At 57.0% G+C, this 20,232-nt stretch carries 19 protein-coding genes and 1 pseudogene; 9 read left to right on the top strand and 11 right to left on the bottom strand.

Annotation, left to right across the window (positions count from 1 at the left end):
- Position 1: 1 nt before the first annotated feature.
- The 5 genes from CXP40_RS01450 to CXP40_RS01430 all read right to left on the bottom strand — a co-directional run bounded on the left by CXP40_RS01450 (position 2) and on the right by CXP40_RS01430 (position 4,463).
- On the bottom strand, positions 2 to 2,365 hold the full coding sequence (locus tag CXP40_RS01450) for a heavy metal translocating P-type ATPase (protein WP_177429609.1): 2,364 nt from the start codon (positions 2,363 to 2,365) through the stop codon (positions 2 to 4).
- Between the two features lie 5 nt (positions 2,366 to 2,370).
- On the bottom strand, positions 2,371 to 2,619 hold the full coding sequence (locus tag CXP40_RS01445; RefSeq protein WP_003246761.1) for a DUF2933 domain-containing protein: 249 nt from the start codon (positions 2,617 to 2,619) through the stop codon (positions 2,371 to 2,373).
- Positions 2,620 to 2,698: 79 nt separating this feature from the next.
- Positions 2,699 to 3,232 carry a plastocyanin/azurin family copper-binding protein gene (locus CXP40_RS01440; protein WP_003246762.1) on the bottom strand — a complete coding sequence of 178 codons (534 nt, stop codon included), beginning with the start codon at positions 3,230 to 3,232 and terminating at the stop codon, positions 2,699 to 2,701.
- Between the two features lie 147 nt (positions 3,233 to 3,379).
- Entirely contained in the window at positions 3,380 to 3,937 is a 558-nt protein-coding gene (locus tag CXP40_RS01435) for a plastocyanin/azurin family copper-binding protein (RefSeq protein ID WP_043242880.1), read from the bottom strand.
- Positions 3,938 to 4,103: 166 nt separating this feature from the next.
- Entirely contained in the window at positions 4,104 to 4,463 is a 360-nt protein-coding gene (locus CXP40_RS01430) for a co-regulatory protein PtrA N-terminal domain-containing protein (RefSeq protein ID WP_003246763.1), read from the bottom strand.
- Between the two features lie 206 nt (positions 4,464 to 4,669).
- Between CXP40_RS01430 and CXP40_RS01425 the strand changes: the two genes are divergently transcribed.
- Entirely contained in the window at positions 4,670 to 5,347 is a 678-nt protein-coding gene (locus CXP40_RS01425; protein ID WP_004374688.1) for a heavy metal response regulator transcription factor, read from the top strand.
- A gap of 2 nt (positions 5,348 to 5,349) precedes the next feature.
- Complete coding sequence (locus CXP40_RS01420; RefSeq protein ID WP_177429608.1) at positions 5,350 to 6,726, top strand: heavy metal sensor histidine kinase; 1,377 nt, start codon at positions 5,350 to 5,352, stop codon at positions 6,724 to 6,726.
- Between the two features lie 177 nt (positions 6,727 to 6,903).
- Here the strand turns inward: CXP40_RS01420 and CXP40_RS01415 are convergent.
- The 4 genes and pseudogenes from CXP40_RS01415 to CXP40_RS01400 form a co-directional block, all read right to left on the bottom strand.
- Positions 6,904 to 7,359: pseudogene (locus CXP40_RS01415) on the bottom strand (transposase); the annotation flags it as partial.
- Positions 7,360 to 7,486: 127 nt separating this feature from the next.
- Positions 7,487 to 9,706 carry a DEAD/DEAH box helicase gene (locus tag CXP40_RS01410; RefSeq protein WP_106732487.1) on the bottom strand — a complete coding sequence of 740 codons (2,220 nt, stop codon included), beginning with the start codon at positions 9,704 to 9,706 and terminating at the stop codon, positions 7,487 to 7,489.
- A complete protein-coding gene (locus CXP40_RS01405) occupies positions 9,681 to 10,976 on the bottom strand; it encodes an ATP-binding protein (protein WP_106732292.1) in 1,296 nt (431 codons plus the stop codon). The genes CXP40_RS01410 and CXP40_RS01405 overlap by 26 nt, the downstream gene beginning before the upstream one ends.
- Positions 10,973 to 13,459, bottom strand: coding sequence for a TerB N-terminal domain-containing protein (locus tag CXP40_RS01400; RefSeq protein ID WP_106732291.1), 2,487 nt, complete (start codon positions 13,457 to 13,459; stop codon positions 10,973 to 10,975). The genes CXP40_RS01405 and CXP40_RS01400 overlap by 4 nt, the downstream gene beginning before the upstream one ends.
- 266 nt (positions 13,460 to 13,725) lie before the next feature.
- Here CXP40_RS01400 and CXP40_RS01395 point away from each other — a divergent pair, with 266 nt between their 5' ends.
- Complete coding sequence (locus CXP40_RS01395) at positions 13,726 to 14,280, top strand: hypothetical protein (protein ID WP_134618999.1); 555 nt, start codon at positions 13,726 to 13,728, stop codon at positions 14,278 to 14,280.
- 26 nt (positions 14,281 to 14,306) lie between these two features.
- Here CXP40_RS01395 and CXP40_RS01390 read toward each other — a convergent pair whose 3' ends face one another.
- Entirely contained in the window at positions 14,307 to 15,248 is a 942-nt protein-coding gene (locus CXP40_RS01390; protein ID WP_106732289.1) for a site-specific integrase, read from the bottom strand.
- Between the two features lie 179 nt (positions 15,249 to 15,427).
- On the opposite strand from CXP40_RS01390, the gene CXP40_RS01385 reads away from it, so the two are divergent.
- Positions 15,428 to 16,405: a DNA-binding protein gene (locus CXP40_RS01385; protein ID WP_106732288.1), complete on the top strand. Its 978-nt coding sequence runs from the start codon at positions 15,428 to 15,430 to the stop codon at positions 16,403 to 16,405.
- 82 nt (positions 16,406 to 16,487) lie between these two features.
- On the opposite strand, the gene CXP40_RS01380 is transcribed toward CXP40_RS01385, so the two are convergent.
- Complete coding sequence (locus CXP40_RS01380) at positions 16,488 to 16,718, bottom strand: helix-turn-helix domain-containing protein (RefSeq protein WP_048329181.1); 231 nt, start codon at positions 16,716 to 16,718, stop codon at positions 16,488 to 16,490.
- Between the two features lie 101 nt (positions 16,719 to 16,819).
- On the opposite strand from CXP40_RS01380, the gene CXP40_RS01375 reads away from it, so the two are divergent.
- The 5 genes from CXP40_RS01375 (at position 16,820) to CXP40_RS01355 (ending at position 20,198) form a co-directional block, all read left to right on the top strand.
- Positions 16,820 to 17,410, top strand: a complete 591-nt coding sequence (locus CXP40_RS01375) for a hypothetical protein (RefSeq protein WP_106732287.1) — start codon at positions 16,820 to 16,822, stop codon at positions 17,408 to 17,410.
- Complete coding sequence (locus CXP40_RS01370; protein WP_084929462.1) at positions 17,407 to 18,807, top strand: DEAD/DEAH box helicase; 1,401 nt, start codon at positions 17,407 to 17,409, stop codon at positions 18,805 to 18,807. The genes CXP40_RS01375 and CXP40_RS01370 overlap by 4 nt, the downstream gene beginning before the upstream one ends.
- Positions 18,808 to 18,897: 90 nt before the next feature.
- Positions 18,898 to 19,206: a hypothetical protein gene (locus CXP40_RS01365; RefSeq protein ID WP_084929463.1), complete on the top strand. Its 309-nt coding sequence runs from the start codon at positions 18,898 to 18,900 to the stop codon at positions 19,204 to 19,206.
- A gap of 114 nt (positions 19,207 to 19,320) precedes the next feature.
- The gene (locus CXP40_RS24100; protein WP_084929464.1) at positions 19,321 to 19,584 is read left to right on the top strand and encodes a BPSL0761 family protein; all 264 of its coding nucleotides are present in this window, start codon (positions 19,321 to 19,323) and stop codon (positions 19,582 to 19,584) included.
- A 14-nt stretch (positions 19,585 to 19,598) separates the two neighbouring features.
- Complete coding sequence (locus CXP40_RS01355; RefSeq protein ID WP_106732286.1) at positions 19,599 to 20,198, top strand: DUF6088 family protein; 600 nt, start codon at positions 19,599 to 19,601, stop codon at positions 20,196 to 20,198.
- Positions 20,199 to 20,232: the final 34 nt, after the last annotated feature.

The following is a 20,232-nucleotide window of genomic DNA, read 5'->3' as shown; positions in this document are numbered from 1 at the left end:
CCTATCCGATGTCCGTTGATTTCAACCTCAGAGCATTGAAGACCACCGACGCCGAGCTGACACTCATCGCCAGCGCAGCAATCAAGGGCGACAGAAGATGCCCCGTCAGCGGGTACAGCAGCCCCGCTGCTAGCGGGATTCCCATCGCGTTATAGAGGAACGCAAAGGCGAGGTTCTGCCTCATGTTTTTCACGGTTGCCACTGACAGGGTGCGCGCTCGCAGGATGCCCATCAGATCTCCCTTGACCAGCGTCACTTGGGCGCTGTTCATCGCCACATCGGTACCGGTGCCCATGGCGATACCTACGTCAGACCTGGCCAGGGCGGGCGCATCGTTGATGCCGTCACCCGCCATGGCGACACGACGGCCATAGCCCTGCAAATCGGCGACCAGTTTCTCCTTATCCTGCGGTTTGACCTCACCATGCACTTCCTCGATTCCGAGCTGCTTCGCCACGGCTCTTGCTGTGGTGAGGCCATCACCAGTGGCCATGATGACCTTTACGTCTTCGCTTTGAAGCTTGGAGACAGCCTGTTGAGAAGTAGGCTTGATCGGATCGGAAACGGCCAGGAGTCCCGCCAGGCGACCATCAACGGCCAAATAGATGATGCTGATGCCTTCCAGACGCAGTTGCTCGGCGCGATTGCGCAGCGGGGTAATATCGACGCCCGCCTCGTCCATCAGTGCGGTGTTGCCGAGCTGCAGCTGATGGTCATCGACCTGGCCGCGCACACCAATACCCGAGCCAGATTCGAAAGTGTCCGGTTTGACCAGTGCAATGTCCTGACCGCGCGCATGATCGACGATGGCATGAGCCAGCGGGTGCTCACTACCCTGGTCGAGACTAGCAGCCAGGCGCAGCACTTCATTGGAGTCGTAACCGCCTGTCCCTTCCGCACTATGAAATACGGGACGCCCCTCAGTCAGGGTTCCAGTCTTGTCGACGATGAGCGTGTCGATCTTGCATAGATTTTCGATGGCGCTGGCATCGCGGAACAACACACCGCTGCTAGCGGCCTTGCCAGTCGCAACCATGACGGACATCGGGGTTGCCAGACCCAGAGCGCAGGGACACGCAATGATTAGCACCGCCACCGCATTGATCAGGCCAAATACCCAGCCTGATTCCGGCCCTAATAGCCCCCAGCCGAAGAAGGTCAGAATCGCGATCAGGATCACCCCGACCACGAAATACCCTGCCACCGCATCAGCCATACGCTGCATGGGGGCCTTGGAACGTTGGGCTCTGGCCACCATCTGAACGATCTGCGACAGCATGGTCTCGGCACCGACCTTCTGCGCCTCCATCACCAGGCTGCCGTGGGTGTTCAGGGTGGCACCGATAAGGGCATCCCCTACCCGCTTGGTCACGGGTAACGGTTCTCCGGTAAGCATCGACTCGTCGACGGCGCTCTCCCCCTCTAGAACCGTACCGTCCACCGGGACTTTCTCTCCCGGCCGGACACGTAGGTGGTCGCCCTGATGGACATGTGTCAGCGGAATATCTTCTTCCTGGCCATCGGGCTTGATGCGACGCGCAGTCTTTGGTGCCAGCCTCAGCAGTGACTTGATGGCTGCCGAAGTCTGCGAGCGGGCCTTGAGTTCGAGCATTTGGCCCAACAGCGTGAGTGAGATAATCACTGCGGCTGCTTCAAAATAGACGCCGATACGTCCGTCCTGGGCAAAGGCCGCCGGAAACCACTGCGGAACCAAGGTAGCGGCCACGCTGTAGAGGTAGGCAGCGGCCGTTCCCAAACCGATCAGGGTCCACATGTTGGGGCTGCGGTGGCGGATGGAGTCAATGCCGCGGGTGAAGAATACCCAGCCACCCCATAGCGTCACGGGCGTCGCCAGAGCCAGCTCGACCCAGTTCTGGGTCGTGCCATGAAACAGTTGCAAGGAATGGCCGGCCATCGCCAATACGGTCACGATGACGGTCAACGGTAGGGTCCACCAGAACCGCATCGAGAAGTCCTTCAGCTCTGGATTTTCCTCCTCTTCCAGCTCCGGGATGACAGGTTCCAGCGTCATCCCGCAGATCGGGCAGTTTCCGGGAGCCGGTTGACGGATTTCTGGATGCATCGGGCAGGTGTATTCAGCACCTACAGGTGTCGATGTGGGTGCTGGAGTCGCGTGCTGGTGATGCTCCCCATGAGACTGATGGCTCATGTACTGATGAGGATCTGCTTGGAATTTCTCTAGGCACTTCGCACTGCAGAAATGATAGGCCTTCCCTTCAAAGCTCTCGCGATAAGGGCCATCAGGTTTGACCTCCATGCCACACACCGGGTCGCGCTGGCTCTCGGAGTGGGCGTGCGAGTTATGTGAATGATCCTGGTCATGATGGCAGGAGGTCTTTTGCATGCGATCTATGTCCTTTCTTCGTCCTTGGAAACAGCGGTGCTGCTGGAGTGGGAGTGCCCGCCGTGATTGTGGCCAAACAGATGCATCAGCGGGCATAGCAGCAGGATGAGGTACGGCAGGGCCTGCGAAAGATGACCGTAATGCTCACGCGCTACATAGAAGATGCCGATTACGGCCAGCATGATCAGCGCAATGCCAATCTTGCTCTTCCAAAAAGGCGGCTCAGTGGTACTGGTGTGATGGGTATGGTCCACGACAATAGCCTCGTTTCAATGGCGGCCGGATCAGTATAGGTGTCTCAGACTGGACGGAGTTGGCGAGTATCAATAAACGTCAGCGTACGGTCACCTTACCGACCATTCCCGACTGATAATGTCCTGGAATATTGCAGGCGAACTCCAGTTCGGTGGCGGCGGAGAAGGTCCAGATCAACTCTTCGCGTGCTCCAGGTTCGACAAGAACACTGTTGGGGTCATCGTGTTCCATACCGACCATCTTCATGCCGCCCATGGCATGGCCCATATTGCTCATGTCATGTGCACCTGTAGGGGACAGCGTGCCGTTCTGAAACATCGCGGCCATCTCTTTCTGGTGCGCGGCATGGGATGCCGCTTTGCCAAGATTGAATTCGTGTAGCAGTGCACCGTCATTTTTCAGGACGAAGCGAACTGTCTCGCCTGCTTTGATCTCCATTGCTTTGGGTTCGAAGAAGATGTCCCCCATCCGGACTTCGATGGTGCGATCTACTGCCTGACCGTCTCCCGGTTGCCCAATACTGTCTTTCTTGTGGCCCGGGCTGGCCAGCGCATTGGCAGCACTGAGCAGCAAGCCAAGGGTGGTGATTATGAAAGCGGGTCTGAGTTTCATGGTGTGCCTCTGAGGTGTTGAGGAGGGATGAGTCCCGATGCTAATGAGGTGCAGCTGGCGGTACGCTGACGTGAAAACTACATCGCAGTAAGGTTCGTCAGATCGGTGCTACCCAGCTCGCGGCCAACGGGTAGCACCGATGCCGGACTAACGCAGAGCAAACTCACCGACCATCCCCGCCTGGTAATGCCCAGGCAATGTACAGGCGAAGCTCAAACTGCCCGCCTTAGGGAAGGTCCACACGAACTCTTTGGTTGTGCCGGGCTCGACGAGAACCGCGTTCGGGTCGTCATGCTTGGCTTTGATGACTTCCGGATAGCCTGGAGGGTTGGAGTCTCCCGTGCCATAACGCTCATGCCAGACAATGCGCTCGGCCATGCCGGTCGGGGTCAGTGTGCCGTCCTTGAACAAGGACGCCATCTTGCGCTGGTGCTCCAGCTGGGACGCTGCCTGCCCGATGTTGAACTCGTGCATCAACGCGCCCTCGTTCTTCAGAACGAAGCGCACGGTTTCACCTGGCTTCACATCGATCGTTTTCTGGCTGTAGTTGATGTCGTCCATCTTTACCAAGATGGTACGAGTCGCTGGCGTCGCCTGGGCCTGCTGCCCAATGCCATTGCTACTGCCGCCGACCTCGGCAAATGCCGGAAAGGTGGTGCTGATGAACAGAGTGCTGATCAGCAGTTTAAGGGGTAAGCGTTTCATGGTGAGACCTCGAGATGGGTGCTGGAAATCTCATGCTATTCCCCGCTTGCTGCCAGGCCGCTGACCCCAAAACTACAATTGCGTCAGCTGGGAAAAAGCACGGCGCCATAAAGGCGCCGCTAGGCCAAAGGAGCAATCACGGAAGGCCTGGAAGATGGGAAAATCCTTATCGATGGCACTCTTTGTCGGCCATCATTAGCTTGTGCTCGCGGATCATTTGAGCCAGCACGTCGTCTACCAGCTTGTCATGCTTTTCCATCCAGGCCAGATGCTCTTCGGCAGACATGTTTGGCGCGGGATGTTCGTTGTGCAGCTGGCTCATGATGTCTTCGAGCATGTTCATATGCTCCTTCATGTGCACATGCCGCTCGCCGACCGGGGCCTTCTCCGCCTGGATCAGCACGGCTTCTGCTTTGTCGCGCATCTGCTGGATGCGCTCGAATACACGGTCGCTGCCCCCTTCGGCCCAAGCCATGGAAGACAGCAGTAGCGAACCAACCAGAAGCAAAGGTTTCAGCGATTTCATGGGCAGTCTCCATCAGTGCAAACTATGGCCGGCACCTCTGCTTTTGGTCTGTCGAGGGCCGAGAGCACAACCTAGTACTCATGCTTGCACCCTAGACAAGCCACCCTGTCAGTGAGCTGAAGTCAGAATTACATTTTCGTAAGCTTCTGGTTGGGGCCGCGGTTTGCCTGCAAACTCAGGCCACCCGACTTTTGGAGTCTGCACACATGAAACTACTGGTAGCTGAAGACGAACCCAAAACCGGTACGTACCTCCAGCAAGGTCTCACCGAGGCTGGGTTCAATGTCGACCGGGTTATGACCGGTACAGATGCCCTTCAGCATGCACTTAGCGAAGCCTATGACCTGCTAATTCTGGATGTAATGATGCCTGGGCTGGACGGTTGGGAAGTGCTGCGCATGTTGCGCGCAGCAGGAAAAGACGTCCCCGTACTGTTCTTGACGGCACGCGATGGTGTGGAAGACCGCGTTAAAGGGTTGGAGCTGGGTGCGGACGACTACCTGATCAAGCCATTTGCTTTCTCAGAGCTTCTGGCCAGGGTCAGAACGCTGTTGCGCAGAGGTAATGGTTCGCCGACGCAGACCACCATGAAAATTGCCGATCTGGAAGTCGATCTGATGAAGCGGCGTGCGATCCGTGGCGGGAAAAGAATTGACCTGACCGCGAAGGAGTTTTCACTGCTGGAACTGCTACTGCGCCGGCGCGGCGAAGTGCTCCCGAAATCGCTGATTGCTTCGCAGGTGTGGGACATGAACTTCGACAGCGACACCAACGTCATTGAGGTCGCTGTACGTCGGCTGCGCGCCAAGATCGATGACGATTTCGATCTCAAGCTGATCCATACCGCCCGCGGCATGGGGTACATGATGGATGCGCCGGAGTGAATATGAAGCACCTCTCGCTGACCGCTCGGATGAGCTTGATGTTCATGTCCGCGGTGATTGCCGTCCTGACAGTAGCGGGGCTGAGCTTCAACATGCTCAGCCAGCACCACTTTAAGATGCTGGACCGGCAGGCCCTGGTGGAAAAACTCGAATCAGCCAAACACATTCTCAACAACGCTCGCAGCGGCGCTAACCTCTCCGAGGAGTTACCGCAGTTGCGAGCCTTACTGGGGGCGCATCAGGATCTGGCCGCAACCATCCTGGCCAGCGACGGCGCAGTGCTCTTTTCCGACCCCAGAGCAGTCGAAGTGCCGGGACGCTTCAGGCGTGCCGATGAGCAGAGCATGTGGGAGTGGCAGAAAGACGAGCACATGTACCGGGGCATGACGGCTCAAATCTCTGTGACTGACCAACCCGAACCGCTTACAGCTCTGCTGATTCTCGATGTCACCAATCACACGCACTTTTTCGACACGCTGCAGCGATGGTTCTGGATTGGATTGGTCATCAGTGCCTTGGTCAGTGCGGCGCTTGGCTGGGTGGTTGCTCGCAGTGGTCTTAGGCCCCTGCGGCAAGTCACTGATGTAGCCTCCGGGATGTCCGCTCGCTCGTTACAGGAACGAATCCCTCTAGAACCAGTGCCACAGGAACTTCAGCAGTTGGTACTGTCCTTCAACGCGATGCTGGCCCGACTTGAAGAGGCCTTCATTCGACTCTCCAATTTCTCTGCTGACATCGCACACGAGCTGCGCACGCCCGTAAGCAACCTGATGACCCACACTGAAGTCGTGCTGAGCAAGAAGCGTGATATCAATGCCTACGAGGAGAATCTGTACTCGAACCTGGAGGAATTGAAGCGCATGTCTCGCATGATCGATGACATGCTGTTCCTGGCCAAGGCTGATAATGGCCTGATCATCCCAGAGCAGGCCAGGATCGAACTGGCTGACGTAATCTTCAAACTGTTTGACTACTACCACCTCCTGGCCGAAGAGCGCGGCATTGAACTTTCGCTCACAGGCAAAGGCCAAGTGCTAGGAGATCGGCTGATGCTTGATCGAGCGCTGTCCAACTTGCTGTCCAATGCGCTGCGTTACACGCCGGCGGGAAAGACAATTTCGGTTCTGATCCGCCAGACAGCGGACTCAACTATCTTCAGCATCGAGAACCCAGGTAACACAATCAGCTCGGAGCATCTAGAGAAGCTCTTCGACCGCTTTTACCGGGTCGACCCTGCTCGACGCGAAGGTAGCCCAAGCAACGCCGGGCTCGGACTTGCCATCACCCGATCCATAATCGAGGCTCACAAAGGCCGCATTTGGTGCACTTCAGCGGCTGGCCTCACGGGCTTTCACATTGAATTCCCCCATCCCAGCTGATATCGGTCTGCCTACAGCCGACGGCGAGCCCAACTTGACAGAGCGAGCTCAGGTGCAATTCGACCGAGCGCAGATGGCTTTTTCGCCATCCAGGCAGGCAATGAGCGGTGAGCTGACACTAGAGAGTGCAGCGCCTGTTCGGCCAGTTGGCTTTTGTTCGCCGCGTGCAGATCGAAGATTGTTGACCGCCTTGAACTTGCTGCCGTCGATGGCCACCAGCGCCTCGGCGAACAGACCGAGCTGCTGGCACAGCACAACGAACTGCCGACAGACGCCGCGGATGGCCTTGCCGTTATCCTTGCGGAAGTTGGCGATGGTCTTGAAGTCCGGCATCAAACGTCCGGTCAGCCACATCAACTCAACGTTGCGTTGAGCCTCGCGTTCGAGACGGCGGCTGGACTGGATGCGATTGAGATAGCCGTAGATGTAGATCTTCAGCAGGTCGGCAGGATGGTAAGCGGGGCGACCTGTTTCAGCCGGGACGACGCCCTCGAAACCCAACTGGCCAAGGTCGAGTTCATCGACGAAAACATCGACCACCCGCACCGGGTTGGTGTCCGCCACGTAGTCATCCAGGCTCTCGGGAAGCAGCGCGCTTTGGCCTCGATGCTCTCCCTGGATAAAACGCTTCATTGGCGCCCCCGCTGATTTCGAACCCATCAAATTACAGCAAGGTCGATGCCAGAGTTTTTACACAGCCTGGGCCGGTTGCAGCCATCTGACGATGGGCGGGAATCGGCCAAAAGCAATAAGCTAAATATCAGGCCGTCACCGAGGGCTGGCTCACCAGCCCCAATGCCAATGCCTTTGCTCCACCCAAGTCCAGCTGCATCGTAGCGTACGACTGCATGAGTAACGGCGGCGGAAGCACCCAATCCCATTTCTCTTGAACCATATTCTGTACATCCGCCAGAACACTGGATTCATCAATACCATCCCACTCGGCAATCTCGCGCAGCTTGCTTTCAAGCGACGTCCGATCCCCCTCAACCTCTATGACCAACCCACTGTTCTCACTGGCTAGTCCGGTGTACGTCAGCAAGATAGCCAAGGCATCGTTCGTCCAATCGCCTTGCCAGGTGAAAAGGTAAGTCTTGCCTCCGCTTTCGGTCATGCTCGAATGTGCCAGCCCAAGGTCCGTGAAGGCGCTACGCGCCTGAGCCAATAGTTCCTGTGCCGTAGCATCGAGATAGGGGTAGACGTCCGTCTCCAACAAGACGGCCTTCATCTCTTGCCGAACCCGATCATGTACACGGGCTCCTAGCCCATCGAAGGATGGCGGAGCACCACCTGGATCGGATCTCACGACGATGACCTTGGCATCAGTGTCCACATTCGTGACCCGCCAGCGCCGTCCTGCAAAGATGATGCGCTGATCAACGGTTAGTGGCCTGGAGACGGGCAATGCTCCAAGTGGTTTGCCATCGCATACCAGGCGGAACTCTTCATTGCTGACAAATGCACTGTAGAAGTCGTAGTGATTGATCATGCGTTCCCCCACCACGCCGGGCAGCAGGAGCCCTGATGTTTCCTGGGTTATCAAATCGCGCTCACCAAGGGCACGAAGCAAACTGAGGAAGCTGCCCTGCTCCACCCCTGCGAACGGACCACTTCGTATCAAGGTGCTCCAAAGCTCCGCAGCTGTTGCGCCCCCTCGTTGAGCTATCACTGAGAGACACTGCTGCACTAAGGTCGATAAATGAAGGCCCTGAACGCGTGGGGGCTCGAACCAGCCCTGCATCAACAACCTGATCATGGCAATGCTTTGCACCAAGCCCTGGCGGAGTCGATCCGACAATGGCGAGCCATCGTCTAGATGACGCTCCTTGCAGTAACTTCGGAGAATGGCTGCTTCTCCCGGGCGACGTCCGGATCGACCCAAGCGCTGACGCAAACTGGCTACCGATGGCGGCGCCCCGATCTGCACCACCGTCTTGATGCTGCCGATATCTACCCCAAGCTCCAACGTCGTAGTGCAAACTGCAGTGGCAGGCCGGTCACCGGCTTTCAGCGCTTTCTCGGTTTCCTCTCGAATGTCCTTCGCCAAGCTGCCGTGATGCGGCCAGAACTCGTTCGGTACACCATCCTGCTCGCAACGGCGCCGCAGATTGTCAGCGAACCACTCCACCTGAGTTCGACTGTTGGGGAAGACCAGGTTGTTGCTACCCCGCAGTACCTGAAAGAGGTGTTCTGCGATGGCATGGTCCGGAGAAAAAACCTCATCATCTTCAGACTGCATCGGGAGCGCCTGCTTGGACTCCACATACCCTCTGATCTGAACCTTAAGTATCTGGCCACTCCCCTTGGACTCGATCACCGACACATGATGGGGGGCATTCGGGCGCAAGAAGGCCGCAGCCAGCGTCATGTCGCCCAGCGTGGCGGAAAGACCAACCCTGGGCAGAGGGCGATCAATGATTGTTTCCACTCGATGCATGAGTGACTGTAGCTGCTTGCCTCGCTCACTACCGATAAAGGCATGGAGCTCATCCACCACCAGGTACCGTAGGTTGGCAAACAATCCCGCTAGACTGGTCCCCCTGTTGACGAAAAGAGCTTCGAGCGACTCCGGCGTGATCAGCAGAATGCCTTCCGGGGACTTGAGGAAGCGATGTTTGCGGCTCGCTGAGATATCCCCATGCCAAGCAATGACTGGAAGTTCAAGCTCATCGCAAAGTCTCGCCAAACGATCCCACTGGTCATTGATGAGAGCCTTTAGTGGGCTTATGTAAAGCACCGACCCAGGCCTTTCCGTGTCCTGCAGGAGATTGGTAAGGATGGGTAGAAACGCGGCTTCGGTTTTCCCTGCAGCTGTAGCCGCCGCGATGATGACATCCTGATCCGCGCCCAAAAGCGCAGGGATAGCGCGCTCCTGGGCATCGCGTAGGGAGGTCCAGCCTTCAGACCATATCCAGCGCTGGATTCGCGGCTCAAGGAGTGCGAACCCAGCCGACTCAGAGCTGGAAGGTGGCAAGCTCATCGTCCGCATCTACCTGGGTATCAGTCTCACCACCTCGATCCGGTACAATCTCTACGGCCCCCAGCAGGGTTCGCCAATCAGCGCCCGGATTCTGCTCCAGCACCGCTAGCAGGTTGATGAATGCGGTGATGGTCGTCCGCGGGGTCCGGAAGTAGGCCTCGCCCATCCGCTGATTACAGTGGGCCATAAACAGCGGCAATGCTTCGTCGGGTAGCAAATAGCGCTCGCTCACGCCTGCCGCGTATACATGACGCAGTTTCTGCAGCAGCACGTAGAAATCCTCAGGCGTCAGACTGGTGAGGCGTATGACAGGACCGGAAAGATCTACCAGCCCGGACTTGGCGAAGTTGTTTTCCGCCAAACGCGACTGCAGAGCCGGATAGCTGTAGAGGCCGCGGCGAGTATCCATGAGAAACTCGGGGGTACCACCCAACACAAAACCAAGCCCCTCAGCGGAACCCTGCAGGGAGTCATTGAGGATACGCAAAATCTGCTCGTAGTTAGCGTTGCGAGCTTGGGTGTTGGAGAGCTTGTACAGGTTCACCAGCTCATCGAGACATACCATCAATCCGCTAAAGCCGGCCAACCGAACGAATCGCGCGAGCAACTTGAGCTGATCGTAGACCGACGCATCGTCGACGATGGTTCGCACACCCAGTGCGGTGCGGGCATCTGTCCTGGTAGTGAACTCGCCACGCAACCAGCGGATAGCATCCGCCTTGAGCTGCTCGTTGCCCTCTTCGAAGCCTTTGCAATAAGCCGCGATTACATCAGCAAAGTCATAGCCGTTGACCATCTCTGTCAGTTGCTCGAGATGCTCACGAATCACAGCCTCACTGTCTTTGCCGGACGCTTTGGCTTCCGTCTTGGCCTGTGCAATGAACTTCTCGACTATTCCTTGCAGAGCACCGCCATCAGGTTTAGTCCGGGTGGACATATTCTTGGCCAATTCGGCATACAGCGAGCGAGCCTGGCCGCCAGTAGCATGGAGACGACGATCCGGGTTCAGATCCGCATGCATGGTGACGAGCTTGCGCTCCATCGCAATAGAGCGAACCAGGTTGAGGAAGAACGTCTTGCCTGCGCCATATTCACCGATCACTACGCGGAACGCGGAACCACTTTCCGCGAGGCGCTCCACATCACGGATGAGCGCCTCCAGCTCACCGACACGCCCCACCTGAATCAAGTGCTGGCCGGCACGGGGAACGACGCCGGCGCGCAGGGACTGGATGACCGCATCGCGGTCCTTGGCTCTGATGCTGCTCATAGCGGTAGTTTGTCCATGATTTCAGGGTTGATTTCGAAGGGGTCTTCCCCCTCGGTGACTGGCATATCGAAATGCTCGAAGGCCATGTCGTTGATCTGCTCCAATGCTCCGTCGAGCATGAGTTCCATATCGCTTGCTACGGCCCCCAACTCGTCACGAGACCACTCGGTACGGGATACGAGTACACGCAGGAAGGCTGAGTGATCGGCGTCTAAGCCACAAACGGAGGAAGTATCCTCAACAGTCTCTTCCACAACTACGTCATCTGGCTCAGCGGTCTTGTCGTCAACGAAAACCTGAGCCAGCAGCGCAGATACCTGTTCCGTTTCACGCTGCAACTGAGCGATGCGCTCTTTGTCCAGAGCAAATTCGCCAACAGGCTTGGACGGAGTTGCTCCGGGAATGGAAGGCGTTGTCTGCGATGAGCCTACGGCGCTGCCACTGGCGGCCACATGAAGGTCGCTGTAGAGCGATTGCGGATCCAGCTGCAGGGTCTTGTAGACGCGCTCCAGCAACTTCACCTCTGCGGGGCTAACCTCGCCGTCGACCTGCGCCAAGTGAGCGAGAAAAGCCGCCACAACCCTCTTCGCCGGCTCGGCCAGGGGTTCCAGTTTCTTCTTCAGGCTTTGCAGGGTTGGTGGCTGGTTAAGCTGCAGACGCAGGTGGGCCTTCAGGCGTTTCCGATGAGCACCGCTCAGGTGACACCAGGAGTCGATATGCTGGGATAGCAGCATAATTTCCTGCGGCGACGTGTCACCATCGGCCGCCGCCACAGCACAAGCAAGGTCCAACGTAACAGAGGCGGCGCTATACGCCGGCGAAGAACGCAGATCACCATCTTCAGCCTGGGTCGCAAAGAGCGCCACATTATCCTCTGCCTTGGGTGTTCGACTGCCTGCCAGAACATCCGGCTCGATACCGATGTGCAATGATTCCAGCGCGCGGGCGAGCGTCAGAACCTTGTCTCGCGACAGGCTACCTGCACTCTGCAGTCGCCCTGCCAGCTCACCGAAGCTCATGACCACCATACCGTCGCCGATGCGTTGTTTCAGCTCATCGAGCGCTGTTCGAGCAGTTGGCGGCCACAGGTTTACGGGCAGCTGTAACAGTCCTTCTAGTGCATCAGGAGTGCTGGAGTTGCGACCGAGATAACGACTGTAGGGCTCCAACTGCACCGTGCATTCGTCAACCAACTGCTGCAGCTTCTTCCGAGCTGCGCTGGTCGCAGTGACATCAGGAATACCGGATAAGCCATCCAGCTCTTGAGGGGGTAGTCCCGCAGAAGCGGTGTTGTATTGGAGTCGCAGACGAGTCTTGTTCTGAGGGAGCACCATACCTGGGCCATAACGTTCCTCGTAGCGCATGCAGAACAACTGGGCGAACACTTCTTTACAACGGGTTACAGGTGTCCGCTTCCCGATGTTGTGATCAGACAGCACCCAGGCCAACGCCCAGTCAGCCGGCATTGGTTGCTTGTCAGCAGCCAACTGGCCCAGGCCAATACGTAGCTCTATGGGCATTTCATAGCCGTAAGACAACGGTGCCGGCGGCGCCTTTTGATAGCGTCGATCAAGCACTTGGCCTTGACGGAGGAAGTCTACGAAGCGACTGGCGTAGGTATTAAACGAATGATTCTCGTCGTAGATCGAGAGCAGTCTTTCGACCTCGGCAATGATGCTAGGTATCTCGGCGGCGGCAGCCTGATTCGTCTTCGCGTCGACGAATACCCTGCGTTCCAGTCCATAGAAGAACAGGAACACGTAGCCAATGTTGGCATGCGGAGCCTTCCGACCACTGGATAGCCATTGGAGGTATGCGCGCCGAGCCTCAGGGGTGATGTTGTCGTAACTGGGCCAGTAGGAAGTGAGACGCTCAGCAATATCAACGATGCCCCGTGCGACCTTCAGCTTCGGGTTGATCAGTGAGGGTTCCGAAGATCCATAGCGGCTGTTTCGATCTTCACCGACATAGATCAAGCCGCCAGAGATCTTCTCGCCAGCAACCTCAATGGGTTCGCCAGCGGAAAGCCAGCGCACCTTGGCACTAGCCAGGTCCGCCGGCGCACTCGGAATTCTGTGGGAAGACCGCTGAGCGGCCTCCAGTGTCACGGTAAAGAAACCAGAGTTGTCCTGCTTTGCCGAAACCTGCTGGGGTGAGGCCGGGACTTGAATTGATACAGACGTCTCACCTACGGGCGAAACCTCGTCCAAGGAGAACGTCAGACCAATGCTCGCGGTGGCATCAGAAGAGCTCGAATGATCGACCTTTCGACGGAGCGGCTGCTTAGTCGGTGGCGAGGATACGGCTGGAGGTTTGCTGAAGGCCTTGATGATCAGCCACCCACCCATACCAATAATCGCTACTCCCACCAAGACAACCCACACCCCCTTGGGAATGGAAGCAAGCAGCCCGATCATTATGGCGCCCAGAACCATCACTCCAGATACACCGGACTTGCTGCTGCGCCTACGCTTCCTTGCCATCGCTTAGACTCCCCCTAAAGCTATACTGGCCGTTTGGCAGTATCGGTAATTCAAATGCATTAGCCAATACCTAGGCGATAGATGCTTGTCACCAATCCGCCTCCGGCCAAAAGCAGCTGTTGAGATCCCGCGAACTTTTAGCCCAAGGCAGCCAGATTTACGTCAAGCCGAGTAGAGTTCATGGCAGTTTTTAGCTTGCTCGCGTTGAGCTCGATCAGGAACTTCAGTTCATCGAGCAGTGGTTCCCGCAGAAATTTGAGATAGCCATGACCAGTGAATATATTTACCGACTTGACTACACAACAAAGCTGAAAACCTTCCCGGACAGATGTCACCGTGCACCCCGCTGGATTGGCGATATGTATTCATATCCTCACAAACTGCTTAGAAGTCGCCTCGATCAGCTCAACAACTCCCAAGCTATTTATCGAATCTGCTTCTTCACGACGCAGGCGAAGGCAGAGGAGGTGCGCCTGTCCTACAAAGACGGCGGTAAGACCACGACACTGACGCGCTGCCGGAAGGCTGACCTTCCAGCCGCAGGATTCACAGACAGCTGGGACGATGGTTTTAATCTAGGTGTGGCGCATCTGTTTTGGATTGAGGAGTCACTCGGCGAAGAAAACAACACCCTGTCCACCGCATCAGTTCCATTCGAGCGTTTCGAGGCCCTGGTTGATCAGAAATGGATACCTCTGGCCACGCATTTAGCGCCCGCACCCAGAGCTGTGCCACCAGAAGCGGATCAGACGCAGCAGCCTAAACTCATCACAGAGCCTCGTCTGCTAACTTGCCTTAAACGCCTTATAGGCTCGGCGTAGTAGACGCCTCAGCCAACGGGCTGCAGCTACCTCGGAATGAGTCGCGGCGCACTCAGTTGCGCTGGGAACACTCCAACACTTTCGACGTAGCGCAATGCTGATTGGCTGTCGCTCCAGCCCACGTACTGCATCAGCGCCTTGGTATCCCAGCCACTATGCGCAGCCCAGGTGGCGAACCCCCTACGTAATGAGTGGCTGCTGTATAGCTCAGCGGACAACCCTGCCGATTGCAGCACGGTGCGTAAGATTGGAACGACACTATGCGGGTGCAAGCCTTGCTCACCTAAATGCCCCCAGCGATCAATGCCACGAAACACTGGTCCCCGCGCGATGTCGGCTAGGCTGATCCAATCGATGTATGCCTGTACCGGGCATAGCTTGGCTAGCGCTGGCGCTTTGAAGGTCTGGCCCTGACTGTCCCGATCGCCTTTACTCCAAGGAAGAAATAACTGCATGCCTTCCCCGGCTCGCGCTTGGATGTGCTCTACCTTCAAGCGGCACAACTCATCACTGCGAAATGCCCGCCAGAAGCCGATCAGGATCAACGCGCGGTCACGCCAACAGCGCAGCATCCGCGGCCAGTCGTCCTCGGCACGGGCCTGATCGCCAGTCCGCTCCAACCACAACACGCACTGCTCAAGTTGGAGGAGCTGCAAGGGTTCGGCCTGCTTCTCCTGCCGTGGGTGCAGCGTCCGAATGCCCTTGAGGATCTGGCGGACCAGCGGGGTCTTGGTTGGATCGGGGAAACCTTGGCTGACATGCCACTGCGCCAACGCTGCCAGACGCAGCTTGAGCGTGTTGCTGGACAGCGTGGCGGCGTGATCGACCAGGTAACGCACGATGGCATCGCTGGTCGCCGGCAGAAAGCCGCCCCAGGTCACCTCGAAGTGCTCGAGCGCTTGCTGGTAGCTGCGCCGCGTGTTGGCGCGAGTGCCGGCCTGCAGGTACCGCTCGATGTCCTGGCTCATCTGGGCCTATCCCCCTGGTGTACCGGTGAGCGACTGGCAAACGACGAAAAAGCCGCTTCACCCTGGATAATTCGTGATTATCCAATTTTAATCAGGCTTTCATCTAGTATAAAAACTTCGTCGAATCTAGAATGTAAATACATAGTATGTAATACAGTACGAAATAGTAGGAGAGCAACATGGCACGCGGCGGCATCAACAAGGCGATGGTACAAAAGGCACGCACTGCCCTCCTCGCCCGCGGCGAACACCCAAGCATCGATGCGCTACGGGTTGAACTGGGCAATACCGGCTCAAAGACCACCATTCACCGTTACCTGAAAGAGCTGGAGGCCGCCGACAGTGGTCGTGGAACAGCACCGCTTGCTCTGAGCGAGCAACTGGTCAACCTAGTAAACCAACTGGCCGACCAGTTGCAAGAAGAGGCGCAAGCCGCTGTTGCCGGCGAGCGAGAGCTGTTGGGGCGCGAGCGAATCGACTACCAGCAGCGGACTCGGCAGGCCGAGAGCCGCATCCAACAGCTGGAAGGCCAGGCCGCGCTCAACGCCGAACGACTTCAGGCCGCTCACCACGAATTGCAACAGTTACGCGAGCAACGGCAGCAAGTCGAGGTCGAGAACGCCCGCCTGCAGCAGGCCAATCGCGACCTGGACGAGCGCCTCAAAGATCGCGATGCACAGATCCACTCTCTGGAGGAAAAACACCGACATGCGCGCGACACCCTGGAGCACTACCGGCAGGCCAGCAAGGAACAGCGTGAGCAGGAACAACGCCGGCACGAGTCGCAGGTGCAGCAGTTGCAGTTGGAAGTACGTCAGTTGCAGCAGACGTTAATCGTCAAGCAGGACGAGCTGACCCAACTGAATCGCGACAACGCGCGCCTTCTCACCGAAGCAAGGCAGTTGCACAGGGACCAGCAGGCCCAGCAACGTCTGCTGGATCAGAAAGCTCAGGTTCTGGAAGCTCTGCAGAGCCAGTTCAGCGCGTCAGAAGCCGTCAAGTTGGTCCTGGAGCAACGCAATCAGAATCTACAGAGCGAACTGGACAGCTTGAGCAAGGCCAAGGTCAGGCAAGAGCCTCCTCGGCAGTCGCGCAGAGCCCAGCGCGCAACCGCGGCAGTAGATAAATCGACTCCGCCAGCAAAAAAGCAAAGCTGACTGAAACGACTAGGCCGGCAAACCGCGCGGATCACTCGCCTCGTGGCGCGGAGGCCAGTTGCGACTGTTAATCCAGGATCGTTCAGGTTGGTTTAAGTTCGGACAACTTCGGTAGCAGGTAAGCAGGGTCACAGGCAAGCTGGCGTGCAATTCGATATAGCTTCTCTACGGTGATGCTTACTTCACCCCGCTCGATCCGCCCCATGTAGCTGCGGTCGATGCTGCAGGCCAGCGCCAGGGCATCCTGAGAAATCCGGCAGGCCTTTCTCTGCGCTCGGATGCGTTCGCCCAACGCTTTCGCCAACTTATCCATGACCGTCTCAATTCCGCTGAGACGGCAATATCATGCGTTTACGGACGCACGAGCCACGGATTATAATCCGTATTTTTCGCGCTATCTTCTCTGGTGCCGCAATGAAATCAGCCTCGTTCATCTTCGACAGGCGGCTGTATGAGCTGCTTCAGGAGGAAGGCCGCACACGGTTCACAATTCGTGAACTGCGCGATGCCTACGCCAAGCACCTGGATGGCATGACCTATCGCATCGGTGATGTACGCCGCTATGTGTATGAACAGATGCGCCGGATGTTACGCATAGGTTGGTTAGTGCATGACGAAGAGCGCCGCGTACGGGGGCAGGTCTACCACCTGCTGCCTACCCCAGCACATCTTCAACTTGAGCTGATCGACAACGGTTTTGAAAACAGTCTTATGTCTGCAGGGGGGGCTGAGCAGGACACAGCCGTACGCGACGTGGAAGCTCTGCCGCTTCAATCTTCAGCCAATACGGATCAGCAGCTGGAGGCACTCCATAAGGAGATCCGTCTGGATTTCCTTTCTTCAATGGGTGAGGCAGAGCGATTCAAGTTGCTTCTGGATGAGATGCCACATTTGCGGGGCAAGGTTGAAGGCGATTATCTGGAAGCCAGGGATCGCAGCTCTCGCCTCTTGGGGCATCTGCGCGCCATCGAAAAGACCCTCAAAACGCTCGCTGCACCACGATGAGCAGCTCGCTACGCAGCTGGCAGAACAGCTGCATCACTCGGGCGTTGGAGCACTTTACCGTCACGCCGCATTTCTTCTGCCAGGCAACGCCGGGAGCCGGAAAGACGCGCATGGCTGCAGAACTGGCCAGCCGACTGCTTGAGCAGGACAGAATCGATTTGGTGCTGTGCTTTGCGCCGTCCTGCCAGGTCGTGGAGGGTTTTCGTTCGACCTTTGCGGCTGTGCTAGGCAGGCGTCTCGACGGCCGGATAGGTGCCGCGGGTGCGGCTTATACCTATCAGGCCATGGAATACCGTGATGAGGGATTCTGGCAGCTGCTTTATGACTACCGGGTGTTCGTGGTCTTCGATGAGATCCACCATTGCGCCGGCCACGATCCGCTGCTCAGTAATGCCTGGGGGCAGCAGATACTGCATCGGATACAGGATCGGGCTGCCTTCACGTTGGCCCTGTCTGGCACGCCCTGGCGTTCGGACGATAAGGCCATCGCATTGGCTCGTTACTCTTCGCCCGAGGGGCATTTGATCTGTGATTACCGTTATGGCTTGAAAGATGCCATTGCCGACGACGTGTGCCGATCACCTCGCATAGTGTTGCTCGACAATCAGAAGGTGAAACTTACGGAAGAGCTTGGCGCGGATAGCTCCGTGAGGCTGTTTCCCAGCATCGCCAAGCTCTTAGGGGAGTCACCTGTCACCTATGAGGAACTTCTGCGTCATGACGAGGTGATCAATCCAATCCTCGATCTTGGCTGCAGCAAGCTGAACGAGCTACGCCAGATCAAACCTGATGCCGCTGGTTTGGTGGTGGCCACCGACATCGAACACGCCCAGCAAGTTGCACTGGCTCTAGAAGCAATGGGTGAAGAGTGCCGCATCGTGACCAACAAAACCCCGGATGCGCAGCAAGTGATCAATGCATTCCGGAGCAGCGCCTGCCGCTGGATTGTGGCCGTCGGAATGATCAGCGAAGGCACCGACATTCCCCGCCTGCAAGTGTGCTGCTATCTCAGCCGTATCCGCACCGAACTGCACTACCGGCAAGTACTGGGGCGAGTGCTGCGGCGCACAGGTGAGTCCGACGACCAGGCATGGTTATTCATGTTGGCGGAGCCAACGCTTCAGGGTTTTGCGGAGCGAATTTCGGATGACCTGCCTGATGACCTGGCAGTTTTGAGCGATGTGCAGATGCCTGGTTTTACTCCAGGCTCAAGGCCTGAGCCGGTGGGCACTTTGGGTCATGTCGACGGTTTCGACGGTGCGGGGTTAGGTGGTGCAGAATCGGGAATTGGATCGCAGCCTACGAACATGATTTCGCTGGGCGGCTTTGCAATTGAGCCCGCTTACCAGGTCAGCTTTTCCCAGCATTATCGGCAGCAGCTACTGGCTTGTTTTTGATGCTCAGCCAGTCGAGGCTGATCCAATGATGTTGGTGTTCATGAATCCATAACCAGCCGACGTCGTGTGGAACGTAATCGTGAGGTGTGCATGGAGAGTAAGTCGCAGGCACTGGTCGATGTGGTTGAGGATGTGATCTGCGACGTGTGCCGCTCTGGAACGAGTATCCCCGGCTATGCCCCCCAATACGGCAAGCTTGAAGCCCAATGGGGATATGGCTCCCAGCATGATGGGGAGCACTACCGGATTCATCTCTGTGAGCCCTGCTTTTTCAGGGTGCTGAGCGGGTTGCGTCGGGAGCGTATGGTCAATGGCATGTTCGATGATGAGCAGCCTTTTGCTTCTGAAGATTTTGGTCTGGTCAGCAAAGACAACTACTGGGGAAAGAACTGGTTGTAGGGTTGAAAAGCCATCAGCCGCACCACGACGAATCGCGGACAAATTAGGGGTAAGCGCGCGGCTTGCCCGTTCTGGTCTCGTAGATTGGAATAACTGAATAAGGAGGTAGCCGCTTTGACCCTGCCGCATGAAAGAACCCGGAGTGTCGTCAATACCGAAGCTTTTCTCCGCGACCTCTCTCGTAACACCGAGCTACCTGATGACATTCGCAGCTATGCGAAAAGCCTGCTTAGACACTACCCGTCCGCCGATCAAGTTTTCTCGCTAGGGCGCCTCGAAGAGTGCCTAGTAAACGACGCTCAAGATGATGAATATCGGCGAAGGGTGATTGCGTTCCATCAGCCGTTTTTCAGTTCGTCGTTAGACTTCACGCTATAGGCGTGAACGCCACGATGCTCAGCACTGATTTAGCCCAGTCGGTATCCGCCCGGATTGCGCAACGAGTCAAGCGCCTACCTAAAGGGCAGCCGTTCAGCATTAGCCATTTCACAGGGTTTGGAACGAAAAACGCCGTATCCAAAGCACTAGCTCGACTGGTCAACCGAGGCGAGCTCGAACGGGTGTATCGTGGGATTTATATGCGACCAAAACCCGGACTTTACGTTGCGAGGGCTCGTCCCAATCTCTGGGAATTGATCAGCGTAATTGCCAGGCAGAAGCACCTGTCTTTACAGATCCATGGTGCCAATGCCGTCAGTAGGTTTGGGCTCAGTACCCAGATGCCGCTCATTCCAATCTATTACACCAACGGAGCCAGCCGTTCAGTATTCATAGGTAAAGCTGAAGTCCGACTGATACATGCGGCCCCGATGGTGATGCAGCATGCCGGGACTGAGGCGGGGATGGCTATCAGTGCACTGTTTTATCTCGGCAAAGAAGGCGCTACTCCAGAATGTACTGCTGCGATTAAGAAAGCGCTTAGGCCTGACGACTTAATCAAATTGATGACCAGTAAAATACCGAAGTGGATGCTAATTGCGTTGGATTGCTAGCACGCCATCCTCACATGTCGGCCGCCAATGACGA

It is taken from the genome of Pseudomonas sp. YY-1 (genome assembly GCF_002843095.1).
GTDB classification, from domain to species: domain Bacteria; phylum Pseudomonadota; class Gammaproteobacteria; order Pseudomonadales; family Pseudomonadaceae; genus Aquipseudomonas; species Aquipseudomonas sediminis_A.
Note: the sequence above shows the minus strand (reverse complement) of the source record. Positions and strands in the feature narration are given on the sequence as shown.